The following is a 15,342-nucleotide window of genomic DNA, read 5'->3' on the forward strand; positions in this document are numbered from 1 at the left end:
ACCTCGGCCGGCCGGGTGTCGACCGGGAGCGGGGCGCGCTGGTCGACCGAGGCCAACTGCTGCCCGCTGTCGGCTCGTTCGGCCGCACCGGTGGCGGGCTGCGGAGCCGGCCCGGTGGGGACGGGCGCGGGCGAGCCGCCGGGGGCGGGGGTGGCGGGGGCGGCCTGGGACTGCGGGGCGAACAGGCCGACCGCCAGGAACAGGGACAGGACGAGCGTCAGCAATCGTGCCAGCTGCGGGAGTCGCAGCAGACGTGAAGGACTCACGTGGGGGCCTCCGGGCCGTCGTCGACCGCGACTTGGGGCGCGGCCGGTGGGGGGTGTCGAGGACCGTTGGTGACGGCGCCGCGTGGGGGCGGTTCCGTCGGGCACGGTGGGGGGTGTGACATGTACCATGGCACATCTCACATGGCCTTGGGAACCCGGGGCGTTGTGCGCGGTTTGCGGTGAATTCACGGAGGGACCGTGCTGATGGCCCGTCAACAGACCCGCCCCGGACGGGGCGCCGTAGCGCTCCGCCCGGGGCGGTTACCTGTCCGGGGTTCGCCGGGGTCGGCTCACATCTCGCTCGTGACGCTCACCCCGCTGAAGCCCTGCTGGGCGTAGAGGCTGAAGAAGACGTAGCCACCGACCGGCGGGTCGGTGACGGTCAGCGTCTCCGCGTTGTCCGGACCCGCCGAGCGCGTGACGTACGCGTTGGTGTACGCCCAGCTCGTCGGGTTGTAGTAGAGGTCGCCGTTGCCGGTGCCGCCCTTGCTGGTGACCTTGATCTGCTTGGTGCCGGCCGGCACCAGGAGGTAGAAGTGCGCGTAGTTGCCCGTGGTGGCCGCGACGTTGCCGCGCACGCAGTTGGCCGCCAGCAGCCGGGCGTCGGTGCCCGCGCACTCCGGCAGCTGCGGCTGGCCCGGCGTGTCGGCGGCGCAGGCGCCGGCGGCGCACGCGGTCAGCCAGCTGTCGAAGTCGGCGTCGTAGCGGGTGCCGATGGTGGTCTTCAGGATGGTGCGGGCACCGTCCCAGTCACCGGCGCGGTACTTGGCGAGGACCGCGTCCAGGTCCGAGCGGTGCTGCTCCAGCATGTAGCGCACGGCCAGGTAGCCCCAGCGGTAGACCCGGTCCTGGCTGCTGGTGGCGTAGACGGTGTCGAACAGCTCGCTCAGCCGGTAGGCGTGCTGCGGGGCGACCGCGATGGCACCGTCGTTGACGACCTTGCGGTACGAGTAGGAGACGTACTCCGCGAAGCCCTCGACCCACCAGTCGATCGGCTGGACCTGGCCGGCGTCGTAGTCGCCGTACACGTTGAACCGGCCGTCGAGGTAGTGGGTGTACTCGTGGTTGAGGTTCCAGATCTCGAAGGACGGACGGGCCCACTCGGCCTCGTAGCAGAGGAAGCGCGGCTGGTTGCCGACCGCCGCCGGGTCGCCCTCCAGGTACATGCCGCCGTTGTTGGTGTTGATGTCGTAGATGACCGCGGCGAGCACCTGGTAGTCGAGCGAGGAGTGGAAGGCCACGACCTCGATCGTCCTGTTGTTGTCGTCCTTGACCGGGCCGCCGTCCTTGGCCACCGCGTGGAAGAACGCGTCCTGGCCGTTCAGGCTGGTGCAGGCGGTGTTCAGCTGGGTGGCATCCAGCGCCTGGGCCAGGATGACGATGCTCGGGCTGCAGCTGTGCTTCACCGTCAGGTTGGCGGCCTTGAACGTCGCCGGGTCGTCACAGGTGCCGTAGTACGAGCAGTTGCCCTTGTCCCACCAGTTCACCGCGAGCGTCACCGAGCCGCGCTGGTACATCGTGGGGCCGGTCGGGGCGGACTGCTGGGCCAGGGCCCGCGCGTAGGGGCGCAGCCTGGGCAGCAGGTCCGGGTACTGCAGGAAGCGGGTCAGCTCGTTGGTGGCCTCGTAGACCATCCGCCCGTAGGTGCCGCCGTGCAGGCCCTGGTTGCGGGAGACGAAGGTGAACAGGGTGTCCAGCACGCTCGGGTCGGCCTTGACGGCGGGGAGGAAGTCGGCCTCCCAGTGGCCGGCGAACAGCGCGGTGAGCGCCGGGGTCAGCGCGTAGACCAGGCCGGTCGGGTTCCAGGTGGCGCTGTCGTAGTCGGACAGCAGGCGCTTGACGGCGGGAAGGTAGCGGGCGCTGTCCTTGATGCTGTCGATCAGGGTGGCCGCGCGGGCCAGCGGGCTCGCGTTGTCCGCGGTGACGTCCCGCGAACGGGGGTTGGCGAAGAACGCGTCCAGTGCGGCGCGGGAGGCGTCCTTCAGGCCGCTGCCGTAGGGGCCCACCACGTCGGGGTTGTAGAACTGCGTGAAGTAGCCGGCCTGGAGGTAGAGCATCAGCTCCGCGATGGCGCCGCTGTCGTTGCCCTGGTAGCCGGTGGCGGCGTCGCGCACCGCGTTCGCCACGGTGACCATCTGCGACTCGCGGAAGGCGTTGGCGGCGTCGCCGCGGCCGATCTTGAACAGCGAGTTGACGCACTGGAGGTCGACGGACTTGATCTGCTGGACCAGCGCGCTGCCGGTCCGACTGGTGAAGTCGCCGACGTTGCAGGCCTGTTGGGCCGCCGAACCGAGGCCGAAGGCCTCGGCCTGCGGCTGCTCGGCCGTCGGCAGGCCGGTGAGCGGGGCCGTCGGCGACTGGGGCACCAGGTCCTCGGGGCTGAGGCGCTTGCGGCCGTCCGGCTTCGCCGGGGGGGTGTCGGCGCGGCTCTCGCCGATCGCGGGCGGCGGCGCCAGGTGGGCGGGCGCCGTGCCTGCGGGCGTGCCGGTGGGCCTGCCGTCGGGGGTCGTTCCGCCGGGGGTGGGTCCGGCGGGGGTGGGTCCGGCGGGGGCGGCCTGGCTGAGCGGGGCGAACAGGCCGACCGCCAGGAACAGGGACAGGACGAGCGTCAACAGTCGTGCCAACCGCGGGAGTCGCAGTAAGCGCTGGCCATTCACGTGGGGGCCTCCGGGCCGTCATCGGCCGCGATGTGGGGCGCGGCCTACGGGGGAGCGAGGACCGTCCGCGACGGGACCCGTGGGGCGGGTCCGTCGTGGAAACGGTGGGGATGTGCCATGTAATATTGCACACATCACACATCATTGTGAAGACCTTTACCCGAGCCCTACCCATCCGGAGAAGCGGAAGGGCATGGCGACGTTGTCGTCACCATGCCCTTCACGCCCGCGGATCAGCGGATCCGAAGATCGGCGGATCGGCGGCCCCTCGGACCCGCGGACCCGCGGATTCCGGCTACTTGCGGAGCAGCAGGATCACGCCCGCCGTCACCAGGCCGACCACGACCGCGGCCGCGCCGTACGCCAGGCGGTGCGCCCGCAGCACCGGCAGGAAGCGGTCCACGGCGTAGCGGCCGGGGCCGGTCAGGGCGAGCGCGGCGGCACCGGCGGTCAGCAGCAGCTCGTACTCGCTGCCCTTCGGGGCGAAGAAGCCGCCGCCCCAGGTGACGGCTATCGCGTTGACCATCGTGCCGACGATCGCGGCGCCCGCCAGCGGGGTCAGCAGGCCGACGGCGAGGGCGAGTCCGCCCAGCGTCTCGGTGAGGCCGGCCACCACGGCCATGGCGTTGCCGGCCGGGTAGCCGCTCATGGTGAAGAACTGACCGGTGCCGTCGATCCCGCCGCCGCCGAACCAGCCGAACAGCTTCTGGCTGCCGTGCGCGGCCATGGTCAGGCCGAGGGCCAGGCGCAGGAGCAGGAGTCCGGCGTCATAGGCGTGCGGGGAGGTCGTCGCGGACCCGGAGGCGTCCCGGGTCGGGCTGACGGTGGTGGTGGCGGCGGTCGTGCTCGGGCTGCTGCTCGGCATGCGCGTCTCCATCGATCGGGGTTCGGTCGTCGTCCGGCGCAGCCGGACGCGGTCAAGGGTTGTGGTGGTGCGGCAGGCAGGGATCGTCACCCGGCGCCATTGTTCAAATTTGAACCGCCGCTCCACCGACCGTACCCCGAAGTTCGAATTTGAACAACTGACGGGCCGTCGGCGACTCGCGGGCCCCGCCCCGGCCGGAGAGGGTGGAGACATGGCCCACCACAGGCAGCACCGACGGGAGCCCCGCACCGGCACCCCGTACCCCGAGGCGCTGGACGCCTTCGGCGAGCGCGTCCGGCTGATCACCCCCGGCCAGTGGGACTCCCCCACCCCGTGCAGCGACTGGTCCGTCCGCGACCTGGTCAACCACCTCACCGGCGAGCAGCTCTGGGTGCCCGAGCTGCTGATGGGCGCCACCATCGGCGAGGTCGGCGAGCGCTTCGACGGCGACGTGCTCGGCGACGACCCGGTCACCGCCTGGACCGACGCCGCCGAGGCCGCCCGGGAGGCCTGGGCCGTCCCGGGCGCCACCGAGCTGACCGTCCACCTCTCCTTCGGGGACACCTCGGGGCAGTACTACCTGGACCAGCTCACCACCGACCTGGTGATCCACTCCTGGGACCTCGCCGAGGGCATCGGACGGCGCACCCGGCTCCCGGACGAGCTCGTCGGGTTCGCGCTCGGCGAGTTCGCCGGGTACGGGGACCTCTCCGGCAGCGGGCTCTTCGACCCGCCGCTGCCGGTGCCCGAGGACGCCGGCCCGCAGACCCGGCTGCTCGCCCTCACCGGGCGGCGGGACGGGGGGTGAGCGGGCGGGCCGGCCGGCTCGACGGGGGGTGAGCGGGCACGACGGGGGGTGCGCAGGTACGACGGGGGGCAGACGGGCACGACGGGGGGCGAACGGCGCGCGCCTCCGGGCGGGCGGCCTGGCGCCGGATACTGGAAGGCAGCGGGGGAAGTCTTCCGTGCGAGAGGCGGGCGGGCCATGAGCCGCAGGCCTGACATCCTCGGCGAGTTCACCGCCGACCACCGGGCGGCCACCGAGCTGCTCGACCGGATCGAGGCCGCACCGGCCGGCGACCCCGGGCGCGGCGAGCTGGTGGCCCGGCTGACCGACCTCCTCTTCACCCACTGCGCCGCCGAGGAGGAGCACCTCTTCCCGGTGGTGCAGCACGACGTGCCCGACGGCGGGGCACTGGTCTTCCGCAGCATCCACGACCACCTGGCGATCGGGCAGTACCTCGCCGACCTCCAGGGGCTCGGCCCGGCCGAGCCGGCCTTCGACACCCTGTTGCGCGGCCTCGCCGAAACCCTGCGGCGGCACCTGCGCGGCGAGGAGGAGCAGCTGTTCCCGGCGGCCCGCAAGGCCCTGCCCGCGGCCGCCCGCACCGCGCTGGGCGACCGGCTGCGGGCGGAGCGGGCCGAACTGGACGCCCCGGGTTGATCAGCCGACCCGCCGACCCGCCGACCCCCGCTCCGGACCCGCTCAGCCCTTCGGGCTGATCACCGCGAACCGGGCGCCCTCGCGGTCCCGCAGCCGGGCCACCCGCCCGTACGGGGAGTCGAAGGCCGGCCCGAGCGCCCCGCCGCCCAGCTCCACGGCCCGGGCCACCGCCCGGTCCGTGTCCGGGACGGCGAAGGACACCTCCCAGTGCGGCGGCATCCCGGCCGGGCCGCCGGCCTGCTCCTTGGCCAGCGCCGCGACGCTGTGGCCCTCGGCGCGCAGCACCACCCGGTCGTGCTCCCAGCGGACGTCGAAGCGCTCCGGGTCGCGGCCGTCCCAGCGGAACACCTCGCCGTAGAACAGCGCCGCCGCGAACGGGTCCGGGGTGCGCAGCTCGATCCAGACCGGTGCCCCGGGCAGGTCCAGCTTCCGGGCCCGACCCGGCGGGCCCTCCCAGATGCCGAACACCGCGCCCGCCGGGTCCGCCGCGAAGGCCACCCGCCCGGCGTCGAAGGCCAGCGGGCCGACCGCCAGGGTCGCGCCGCGCTCCCGCACCGCGTCGGCGGCGGCGTCGGCGCTCTCCGTCCCGAAGTAGCTGGTCCACGCGAGCGGGACCGCCCCGACACCGGCGACGCCCAGCCCGGCCACCGCCTCCCCGCCGGTCACCGCGTGCACGTACGGCCCGAAGCGGTCCGGCCCGGGCTCGAACTCCCAGCCGAGCAGCGGCCCGTAGAACTTCTTCGCGTCCTCCAGGTCCGGGGCCATCAGGCTCACCCAGCACGGCACGGCCGCCACACAGCGCACCCGGGCGACCGTCTCACCGCTGCCCATCGCGAACCTCCTCCGCCCACCCGGCCACCGGGCCCCTCCCGACTCCCACGGCCCACCGGCCGCCCGGGACGCCCACAGCCTAGGGCGCCGCCCGGGACACCCCGGGGAAGCCATGCCCGGGATCAGCGCACCCAGCCGAAGGAGTCAGAGGCCCTACATGTGATGCAGGTCACATCACGAGGGGAAATTCCGGGGACGGATTCCCCGTTTCCGAGTACGTTGGAAGAAGCGGGGAGAGTTTCCCCGGTATCCTGATGAGGAGCAGTCGTCGTGACCACCACCGCCGAGTCGGTCCGTCCCGCGGGGAGCGTACGTACGCCGAAGTTGCGTGCGGACGCGAGCCGGAACCGGGAGCGGATCGTGCTGGCGGCCCGGGACGCGTTCGTCGAGCACGGTGCGGACGCGCCGCTGGACGAGATCGCGAAGCGGGCGGGGGTCGGCAACGCCACGCTGTACCGGAACTTCCCGGACCGGGTGGCGCTGATCCGCGAGGTGGCGGTGCTCGTCAAGAACCGCATCCTGGCCCTCGCCGAGACGGCGACGGCGGAGGCGGACGCTCCTGACGGCAGTGGGCCGTTCGACGCCCTCCAGCGGTTCGCGCACGCGTCCGTCGGGGAGAAGGTCGGCGGTCTGTGCACCCTGTTCAGCAACCATGTCGACCCGTACGACCCGGAGTTGGCCGAGATCCGGGAGCGCCTGCAGGCCGCCGTGGGCGGGCTGATGGAGCGTGCCCGGGCCGCGGGCGAGCTGCGGTCGGACGTCGACCACGGTGACCTGTTCATCGCGATGAGCCAGCTGACCCGGCCGCTGCCGAACACCGCCTGCCGGCTGCTCGACGACTTCGTCCACCGGCACCTGCAGATCTTCCTGGACGGCCTGCGCGCACCGGCTCCTTCGGTGCTGCCCGGCCGGGCCGCGACCTTCGAGGACTTCCAGCCCCAGAACTGACCGACCCAGCAGTACCGACCCCGCCAGTACGGACCGACCAGTACCAGCCCTCCGGGCGCGCCCCGCCGTGCCCCGGCGCGCCCTGCCACCGCACCCTCCCGGTGCGGCGACCCGCCGTGCCCGCCGCACGGCACCCGACCGTTCACGCACACCACACGCACCGTGAAGTGAGTACCCCCATGCCTCAAACCGACGCCCGACCGGCGACGCTGCCCGATCCCCGGCGCTGGAAGGCGCTGATATTCATCGGCCTCGCCCAGCTGATGGTCGTCCTCGACGCGACCATCGTGAACATCGCCCTGCCGTCCGCACAGCGGGACCTGGGCATCTCCGACGGCAACCGCCAGTGGGTGATCACCGCCTACGCGCTGGCCTTCGGCGGCCTGCTGCTGTTCGGCGGCCGGATCGCGGACCTCTGGGGCCGCAAGCGGACGTTCATCGTCGGCCTGACCGGCTTCGCCCTCGCCTCCGCGCTCGGCGGCGCCGCGGCCAACACCGCGATGCTGCTCGGCGCCCGCGCACTCCAGGGCGTGTTCGGCGCGCTGCTCGCGCCGGCCGCGCTGTCGCTGCTCGCGGTGACCTTCACCGAGGCCAGGGAGCGCGCCAAGGCCTTCGGCATCTACGGTGCGATCGCCGGTGGCGGTGGCGCCATCGGTCTGATCCTCGGCGGCCTGCTCACCGAGTACATGAACTGGCGCTGGACCTTCTTCGTCAACATCCCGTTCGCCATCGTGGCCGCCGTGGGCGCCGTGATGGTGATCCGCGAGCCCGCCGAGGGCCGCAACCGCAACCGGCTGGACGTCCCCGGCGTGCTGCTGGTGACCACCGGCCTGGTCTCGCTGGTCTACGGCTTCACCCGCGCCGAGTCGGACGGCTGGTCGTCCGGCACCACCGTCGGCCTGTTCGTCGCGGCCGCCGTGCTGCTGGCCGCCTTCGTGCTGGTGGAGCTCCGGGTCAAGGCCCCGCTGCTGCCGCTTCGCGTGGTGCTCGACCGCAACCGCGGCGGGGTGTACCTGTCGCTGGGCATGGCCGTGATCGGCATGTTCGGTCTGTTCCTCTTCCTGACCTACTACCTGCAGATCGTGCTCGGCTACAGCCCGGTGCTGACCGGCGTGGCCTTCCTGCCGATGGTGGCGGGCATGATCACCGGCTCGACCCAGATCGGCGCCCGGCTGATGACCCGGGTCCCGGCCCGCTACCTGATGGCGCCCGGCTTCCTGGTCGCCTCGGCCGGCATGTTCCTGCTGACCCACATCGGCCTGGACACCTCCTACCCGGCGCTGATCCTGCCCGGCCTCGTCCTGATGGGCCTCGGCATGGGCACCGCGTTCATGCCGGCCATGAGCCTCGCCACGCACGGCGTCCAGCCGCGCGACGCGGGTGTGGCCTCGGCGATGGTCAACACCTCGCAGCAGGTCGGCGGCGCCATCGGCACCGCGCTGCTGAACACCATCGCGGCCAGCGCGACCACCGGCTGGCTGGCCTCGCACGCCACCGCCGCGGCCGCCGCCTCGCCGGAGGCCGCCAAGGCGCTGCAGTTCCAGGGCATGGTGCACGGCTTCTCGACCGCGATCTGGGTGTCCTTCGGGATCCTGGTGGCGGCCGGCGCGGTCGCCTTCACCTTCATCAACGCCGGCCGGCCGGGTGCCTCGGCGGGCTCGGACGCGGGCACGGCGGCCGAGAACGACGTGCCGGTGCTGGTGCACTGACGCGCAGGGGTTGCTCGGGTGCGTAGTACGCGGCCCGTCCGGTGTCCTCCACGACACCGGGCGGGCCGCTCGCCGTTTCCGGCCCCGGACGGCCCCCGACGATCCGACCCCGGACGACCCCGGACGGATCTCGGACGGATCTCGGACGGTCCGACCCCGGACGATCCCGTACGGCACGGCCTCGGACGCCCCCGTACGGCCCGGCCCGCGGAATCCGGCCCGCCGGATACGCGCGCGAGTTCCTCACATCCCGGCCCCAGGGCGACCTTGTTCCACGGTCAGCCTGTCGCCTAAGGTGAGCGAAGCGCTTCGTTCCGTGTGCATCCTTGAACCTTCCTGCACACCCCTGGCCACAACCCTTTGGCCTGCGCCTTTTACTTTCTTGACACGCGCATGACACACAGCGTTCCGCGATACCCGCTCGACAGTGTTCTCCTCGCTCCCCGAAGCCAGAGAAGAGCCCCGCCATGTCGCCATCGCACACGTACGACCGGTACCGCCTGCCACGGTTCCACTGTCCCGGCGCCGGAACCGCGCCGCGTACGCCCAGACGCTCCCGGTGGAACCCGCACCGGACCTGAAGCGGCCGGAACGCGCGCGAACCGCACCCACACGATCCGACCGACCGAGAAATCACTCCGGACGTGAAGAATGACCGACCGCCTGGACTTCAGCCTCACGCAGTTGCGCTATTTCGTGGAATCGGCCGAACTCGGAAACATCTCGGAAGCGGCCGAGAAGCTCAGAGCCGCGCAATCGACCGTCTCCTCGGCCATCATGCGGCTGGAACGCCAACTCGGCGTGCAACTGCTGCTGCGCCACCACGCCCGCGGGGTCACCCTCACCCCGAACGGGCGGGACCTGCTCCTCGGCGCCCGCGCGCTGCTGGGACAGGCCAGGAGCCTCCAGGAGCAGGGGGACGCGCTGGCCGGCGGCATCGAGGGCCGGCTCGACGTCGGGTTCCTCACCCCGGTCGCCCCGTTCCTGCTCCCCCAGACCCACCGGATCACCGCGGAACGCCACGCGGGCCTGCGGCTGACCACCCGGGAGGAGCCGGCCGACCAGCTGCTGGCCCTGCTCCGGGAAGGGCAGTGCGAACTGGCCGTCACCTACGACTTCCTGAGCGGCGGCTCCCGGTTCGTCCCGCTGGCCGAGCTGCCCGTGCGGGCGCTCGTCGCGGACGAGGACCCGTGCGGCCGGGCCGGCCCCGTCCGCCTGGCCGAGCTCGCCGAGCGGCCGTTCGTCGCCCTCGACGACCCGCCGCTGCTGCTCCACTTCGAGAAGTTCTTCGCCGACGTCGGCGTTCCGCTGCCACCGGTGGTCACCGCCACCGGGCCGGAGACCGTCCGCGGCCTGGTGGCCGCCGGGTGCGGGTTCGCCCTCGTCCACCAGCGCGCCCACCGGGCCACGACGTTGGACGGCGGCCGGATCCGCTCGGTGGAACTCGCCGGGGACGCGCCGACCGCGTCGCTCGGCGTGGCCGCCGCCCCCGGCCTCGCCCTCGACCGGCGCGGCCGGGCGGTCCTGAACGTGCTCAGGTCGGTGGTCCCGGCCTGCCGTCTGTGAGACCGGGCGCGCACCCCCTGCCACACCCCCTCATCCCCGCGACACCCGTCGGAGGAATGCCGTGTTCGCCATGCTCTTCGCCGGCCAGGGCAGCCAGCACAAGGGAATGGGCGCCGAGGTCCTCGAACGCTACCCAGGGCTGGTCGGATTCGCCTCCGACCTGCTGGGGTACGACCTCGCCGCCCTGTGCACCGAGGACCCGGACGGCCTGCTCTCCCGGACCGAGTACACCCAGCCGGCGATCTTCGTCGTCAACGCCCTGCACGGTTTCGAGCGCACCCACCGGGAGGACCGCCCGGCGGACGTCTACCTGGGGCACAGCCTCGGCGAGTACAACGCCCTGCTGGCCGCCGGGGTGTTCGACTTCGAGACCGGGCTCCGGCTGGTCGCCAGGCGCGGCGAACTCATGGCCGCGGCCTCCGACGGGGGCATGGCCGCCGTCCTCGACACCCCCGAGGAGCGGCTGCTGGAGATCCTCGCCGACCACGGGATCGACGGCGTCGACATCGCCGGCCTGAACACCCCGTCACAACTCGTCATCGCGGCCACTCCCCCCGTGCTGGCCGCCGCGGTCGACTGCCTGGAGGAGAACGGGATCCGGGTCGCCCGCCTGAGGGTGAGCGCGCCGTTCCACTCCCGCTACATGGAGCCGGCCCGCGTGCGCTTCGCGGAATTCCTCACCGGCTTCGCGTTCGCCGCACCCCGCACGCCGGTCGTCTCCAATGTCACCGCCCGGCCGCACCGGCCGGAGGAGACCGCCCGGCTGCTGGCCGAACAGCTCGTCGCCCCGGTGCGCTGGACCGACTGCGTACGAAGTCTCCTCGACCGGGACGACGACGTGGAGTTCACCGAGATCGGGGGCACCTCCCTCACCCGCATGGTCGACAAAATAACGTCTGGAGCCTGAACGATGACATCGACGACGGACACGATCCGGACGTACCTGGAGGAGCGCTTCCTCTTCGAGTTCGACGACGAGACCACCCCGGACACCGACCTGTTCAAGGCCGGGGTCATCGACTCCTTCGGCTACGTCAGGATGATGCGCTTCCTGGAGTCCGAGTTCTCGCTGGCCCTCGACGGCGACGAGATCCTCATGAACGTCCTCGTATCGCTCAACGCGATCGATGAATTCGTCCAGAAGAAACTCGCCGGGAAATAGGGGGACTGCCATGTGCGGAATCGCCGGGTTCCTCGCGGACCCACCACTGACCGGAGCACCGGACCAGGTCGTCACCTCGATGCTCTCGACCATCCGCCACCGCGGACCGGACCAGGCCGGCTACTACCTGGACGACGGGCTCGCGATGGGCACCGTCCGGCTGGCGATCGTCGATCCCGCCGACGGCGCCCAGCCGATGTCGGACCCGACGGAGCGCTACTGGATCTGCTTCAACGGCGAGATCTACAACCACGTCGAACTGCGCGCGGAACTGGAGGGCCTGGGCCGCCCGTTCCGCACCGACCACTCCGACACCGAAGTCGCCCTCCAGGCCTGGATCCAGTGGGGTCCGGCCTGCTTCGCCCGCTTCAACGGCCCCTTCGCGCTCGCGATCAGGGACACCGCGACCGGCGGGCTCGTCCTGGCCCGCGACCGGTACGGCAAGCGCCCGCTGTACTACGCCGAGCACGGCGGCGCCCTCCTGTTCGCCTCCGAGGCGAAGGCCTTCGGCGCGTTCCCCGGCTTCCGCTTCGAGCTCTCCCCGCGGGACCTCGCGTCGATCTACGCGGTGTGGACGCCGCTGCCCGACCGCACGCCGTTCGCCGGCGTCCGCCAACTGCCCATGGGCTGCTACCTGGAGGCCGGGGGCGACCGGCGCTCACCACGCGCGTACGAGGAACTCTCCTTCGACGTACCGGGCTTCGACGGCACCGAGCGGGAGGCGGTCGCGTTCGTCCGGGAGAGCCTGCGCACCGCGGTGGAGCTGCGCCTGCGCTCCGACGTGGAGGTCGGCGTCTACCTCAGCGGCGGCCTCGACTCCTCCGTGGTGACCAGCCTCGCCACCCGGCTGTCCCGGCACCAGGTCCGCACCTTCTCGGTGGCCTTCCGGGACAAGAACTTCGACGAGTCCGACAGCCAGCTGCTGGTCGCCGAGCACCTGGGCACCGTGCACTCCGCCCTCCCGGTCACCGGCGCGGACATCGCCGACAACCTCCTGTCCGCGGTGTACCACGCCGAGGTGCCCGCCTTCCGGACGTCCTTCGTCCCGATGTTCCTGCTCTCCCGCCACGTCCGCGACGCCGGCATCAAGACCGTGCTCAGCGGCGAGGGCTCCGACGAGGCCTTCCTCGGCTACTCCCTGTTCCGCGAGACCATGCTGCGCGAACGCTGGCACGGGCTCACCGACGCCGAGCGGCGCGCCGGACTCGCCACCCTGCACCCGGAGTTGGCGCACTTCGGCCCGGCCCACCAGGGCCATCTGCCCGGCCTGTACCAGCAGTTCGCCACGGAGCGGCTGCCCGGCCTGTTCTCCCACGAACTGCGCTACCAGAACGGCAGGTTCGCGGCCCGGCTGCTCGCCTCCCGGGAGGACCCGTTCGCCGACCTGCTCGACCTGGTCGCCCGGGCACCCGGCTACCAGGCCATGTCCGCGGTGCAGAAAGCCCAGTGGCTGGAGTACAAGACCCTGCTGCCCGGCTTCCTGCTCTCGACCCAGGGCGAGCGCGTCGCCCTGGCGCACAGCGTGGAGAACCGCTGCCCGTTCCTCGACCCGGCGGTGGTCCGGGCCGCCTCCTCGGTCAACCTCCGCTTCGACGACGGGTGGAACGAGAAGGCCGTCCTGAAGAAGGCGTTCCGCGCCGAGCTGCCGCGGTGGACCACGGACCGCCCCAAGCAGCCCTACCGCGCCCCGGGCAGCGAGGTGTTCAAGGAGCACCGCCCGGACTACCTGGAACTCGTCCTGTCCGACGCCGAGTTGGGCAAACTCGACTTCCTGGACCAGCGGTTCGCCCGCCGCCTGACGGACCGGATCATGGCGTCGCCCGCCGAGGACGTGAGCACCAAGGAGGACCAGGCCTTCCTCTACCTGCTCACCACCGCCGTGCTCCACCGGCGGTTCGTGCTCGACGGCGCCGGCCGGACCGGCGGGCCCCAGGCCCCGGCGCTCGACCTGAAAGTGACCGTGGACCGGCGCCACGCCGCCCGGACCGGCAAGGAGGCCCGGTGACCACCGACGGCACCGCCATCATCGGACTCGCCCTGCGCTTCCCCGGGGCCGACACCCTCGCCACGCTCTTCGACCACCTCGCCGCCGGACGCTCCCTGATCACCGAGGTCCCCGCCGAACGGTGGTCCAAGGAACGCTACTTCGGGGACCCGCGCAACGGCGGCGAACGGACCAACAGCATCTGGGCCGGGTTCATCGAGGACGCGGACCGCTTCGACGCCGCCTTCTTCGCCATCTCCCCGCGCGAGGCCGAGACGATGGACCCGCAGCAGCGGTTCGCCCTCGAACTCGCCTGGAAGGCCGTCGAGGACGCGGGCTACCGGGCGAGCGAGCTCGCGGGCAGCCGCACCGGGGTCTTCATGGGCGTCTGCCACGCCGACTACGCCGAACTCATCGAGCGCGACGACGTGGCGACCGACGCCTACTTCCCGACCGGAACGGCGTACTCGATCGTCGCCAACCGGCTCTCGTACCACTTCGACCTCCACGGCCCGAGCATCACCAACGACACCGCCTGCTCCAGCTCCCTGGTGTCCGTCTACGAGGCCGTGACCGCGCTCAACAACGGGGACTGCGACCTGGCGCTGGCCGGCGGCGTCAACCTGTGCTGGTCCCCGAAGCACTTCGTGGCCTTCAGCAAGGCCGGCATGCTCTCGCCGACCGGCCGGGCGCAGGCCTTCGACGAGGGCGCCGACGGGTTCGTCCGGGGCGAGGGCGGGGCGGTCCTGCTGCTCAAGCCGCTCGCCCGGGCGATCGCGGACGGCGACCCGATCCACGGGGTGATCAAGGGCGTCGGCACCAACCACGGCGGCCGGACCAACTCGCTGACCGTGACCAGCCCGACCGCCCAGGCCGCGCTGATCGAGGACGTCTACACCCGGGCCGGCGTCGCGCCCGGGACCGTCGGCTACATCGAGGCGCACGGGCCGGGCACCCCGGTCGGGGACCCGATCGAGATCGTCGGCCTCAAGCGCGCCTTCCGGAACCTGCACGAGGCCGCGGGGACCGAGCCCGACCCGGGCACCACCGGCATCGGCTCGGTCAAGACCAACATCGGGCACCTGGAATCCGCCGCCGGAGTGGCGGGCATGGTGAAGGTCGTCGCCGCCATGACGGCCGGGGTGCTGCCCGCGACCGTCAACTTCCGGAACCTGAACCCGCTGATCAACCTGGCCGGCAGCCCCTTCTACATCGTCGACGGGACCCGGCCCTGGCCGGCCGTGGACGGCGCGCCCCGCCGGGCCGGCGTCAGCTCCTTCGGGTTCGGCGGGACCAACGCCCACGTGCTGCTGGAGGAACCGCACGGCCTGCCGGAGGAACCGCACCCCCGTACCGCCGCGGCCGGCGCGCCGGGCCCGTACGTCGTCCCGCTGTCGGCGCGCGGCCCCGAGCGGCTGCGCGTGCTCGCCGGACTGCTGCGCGAGCACCTGCTCGCGCCGGAGTCCGCGCTGCTGCCGCACCAGGCGCCGGCCGACATCGCCCACACCCTGCGGGTGGGCCGCGAACCGCTGGCCTTCCGGGCGGCGCTCGTCGTCGCCGACCGGGACCAACTCGTCGCCGCGCTGGGGACGCTGGTGTCCGGCGAGCTCCCGGCGGGCGAGGCCGCCAACCCCGCCGGCGCCGGCCCCGAACTCATGACGGCGGTCGCCGACTGGCTGGCGGGCGGGGACGCGACCTGGCCGCACCACCCCGGCGCCCGGCGGGTGCGGCTGCCCACCTACCCGTTCGCGCGGGACCGGCACTGGTACCGCGTGCCGGAGCCCGTCGCCCCCGCCGCCACCGGGCACCTGCACCCCCTCGTCCACCGCAACACCTCCGACCTGGCGCAGCAGCGCTACACCTCGACGTTCACCGGCGCCGAACCCTTCCTCGACGACCACCGGGTCGGC

Annotated in this window: 12 protein-coding genes and 1 pseudogene; 9 read left to right on the forward strand and 4 right to left on the reverse strand. The window is 72.5% G+C overall.

Annotated elements, in window-relative coordinates; translation table 11 throughout:
- The 3 genes and pseudogenes from ACFU6K_RS11315 to ACFU6K_RS11325 form a co-directional block, all read right to left on the reverse strand.
- Window positions 1–266, reverse strand: a pseudogene (locus tag ACFU6K_RS11315) (hypothetical protein); the annotation flags it as partial.
- A gap of 290 nt (window positions 267–556) precedes the next feature.
- The gene (locus ACFU6K_RS11320) at window positions 557–2,890 is read right to left on the reverse strand and encodes a collagenase (RefSeq protein WP_380662309.1); all 2,334 of its coding nucleotides are present in this window, start codon (window positions 2,888–2,890) and stop codon (window positions 557–559) included.
- A gap of 328 nt (window positions 2,891–3,218) precedes the next feature.
- Window positions 3,219–3,788, reverse strand: coding sequence for a DoxX family protein (locus tag ACFU6K_RS11325; RefSeq protein ID WP_380662310.1), 570 nt, complete (start codon window positions 3,786–3,788; stop codon window positions 3,219–3,221).
- A 211-nt stretch (window positions 3,789–3,999) separates the two neighbouring features.
- Between ACFU6K_RS11325 and ACFU6K_RS11330 the strand changes: the two genes are divergently transcribed.
- Both ACFU6K_RS11330 and ACFU6K_RS11335 read left to right on the forward strand, forming a co-directional pair.
- On the forward strand, window positions 4,000–4,596 hold the full coding sequence (locus ACFU6K_RS11330) for a TIGR03086 family metal-binding protein (protein WP_380662311.1): 597 nt from the start codon (window positions 4,000–4,002) through the stop codon (window positions 4,594–4,596).
- 177 nt (window positions 4,597–4,773) lie between these two features.
- A complete protein-coding gene (locus tag ACFU6K_RS11335) occupies window positions 4,774–5,232 on the forward strand; it encodes a hemerythrin domain-containing protein (RefSeq protein ID WP_380662312.1) in 459 nt (152 codons plus the stop codon).
- A 42-nt stretch (window positions 5,233–5,274) separates the two neighbouring features.
- Here ACFU6K_RS11335 and ACFU6K_RS11340 read toward each other — a convergent pair whose 3' ends face one another.
- Window positions 5,275–6,063, reverse strand: a complete 789-nt coding sequence (locus ACFU6K_RS11340) for a VOC family protein (RefSeq protein WP_380662313.1) — start codon at window positions 6,061–6,063, stop codon at window positions 5,275–5,277.
- 270 nt (window positions 6,064–6,333) lie between these two features.
- Here ACFU6K_RS11340 and ACFU6K_RS11345 point away from each other — a divergent pair, with 270 nt between their 5' ends.
- The 7 genes from ACFU6K_RS11345 to ACFU6K_RS11375 all read left to right on the forward strand — a co-directional run.
- Window positions 6,334–7,011, forward strand: a complete 678-nt coding sequence (locus ACFU6K_RS11345; RefSeq protein ID WP_380662314.1) for a TetR/AcrR family transcriptional regulator — start codon at window positions 6,334–6,336, stop codon at window positions 7,009–7,011.
- Window positions 7,012–7,190: 179 nt separating this feature from the next.
- Complete coding sequence (locus ACFU6K_RS11350) at window positions 7,191–8,720, forward strand: MFS transporter (protein WP_380662315.1); 1,530 nt, start codon at window positions 7,191–7,193, stop codon at window positions 8,718–8,720.
- 651 nt (window positions 8,721–9,371) lie between these two features.
- On the forward strand, window positions 9,372–10,286 hold the full coding sequence (locus tag ACFU6K_RS11355; RefSeq protein ID WP_380662316.1) for a LysR family transcriptional regulator: 915 nt from the start codon (window positions 9,372–9,374) through the stop codon (window positions 10,284–10,286).
- A 70-nt stretch (window positions 10,287–10,356) separates the two neighbouring features.
- Complete coding sequence (locus tag ACFU6K_RS11360; protein ID WP_380662320.1) at window positions 10,357–11,193, forward strand: ACP S-malonyltransferase; 837 nt, start codon at window positions 10,357–10,359, stop codon at window positions 11,191–11,193.
- A 3-nt stretch (window positions 11,194–11,196) separates the two neighbouring features.
- A complete protein-coding gene (locus ACFU6K_RS11365; RefSeq protein ID WP_380662317.1) occupies window positions 11,197–11,448 on the forward strand; it encodes an acyl carrier protein in 252 nt (83 codons plus the stop codon).
- Between the two features lie 10 nt (window positions 11,449–11,458).
- The gene (asnB, locus tag ACFU6K_RS11370) at window positions 11,459–13,453 is read left to right on the forward strand and encodes an asparagine synthase (glutamine-hydrolyzing) (RefSeq protein WP_380662318.1); all 1,995 of its coding nucleotides are present in this window, start codon (window positions 11,459–11,461) and stop codon (window positions 13,451–13,453) included.
- Window positions 13,450–15,342, forward strand: a 1,893-nt coding sequence (locus ACFU6K_RS11375; protein WP_380662319.1) for a type I polyketide synthase, incomplete at its 3' end; no start/stop codon positions are given. The genes asnB and ACFU6K_RS11375, both read left to right, overlap by 4 nt.

It is taken from the genome of Kitasatospora sp. NPDC057512, from assembly GCF_042802135.1.
GTDB lineage: Bacteria > Actinomycetota > Actinomycetes > Streptomycetales > Streptomycetaceae > Kitasatospora.

Bases quoted from the DNA above. Each gene is read 5' to 3' on its own strand.
- ACFU6K_RS11325 (WP_380662310.1), bottom strand. From the start codon at position 3,788: ATGCCGAGCAGCAGCCCGAGCACGACCGCCGCCACCACCACCGTCAGC.
- ACFU6K_RS11330 (WP_380662311.1), top strand. From the start codon at position 4,000: ATGGCCCACCACAGGCAGCACCGACGGGAGCCCCGCACCGGCACCCCG.
- ACFU6K_RS11335 (WP_380662312.1), top strand. From the start codon at position 4,774: ATGAGCCGCAGGCCTGACATCCTCGGCGAGTTCACCGCCGACCACCGG.
- ACFU6K_RS11340 (WP_380662313.1), bottom strand. From the start codon at position 6,063: ATGGGCAGCGGTGAGACGGTCGCCCGGGTGCGCTGTGTGGCGGCCGTG.
- ACFU6K_RS11350 (WP_380662315.1), top strand. From the start codon at position 7,191: ATGCCTCAAACCGACGCCCGACCGGCGACGCTGCCCGATCCCCGGCGC.
- ACFU6K_RS11355 (WP_380662316.1), top strand. From the start codon at position 9,372: ATGACCGACCGCCTGGACTTCAGCCTCACGCAGTTGCGCTATTTCGTG.
- ACFU6K_RS11360 (WP_380662320.1), top strand. From the start codon at position 10,357: ATGCTCTTCGCCGGCCAGGGCAGCCAGCACAAGGGAATGGGCGCCGAG.
- ACFU6K_RS11365 (WP_380662317.1), top strand. From the start codon at position 11,197: ATGACATCGACGACGGACACGATCCGGACGTACCTGGAGGAGCGCTTC.
- asnB (WP_380662318.1), top strand. From the start codon at position 11,459: ATGTGCGGAATCGCCGGGTTCCTCGCGGACCCACCACTGACCGGAGCA.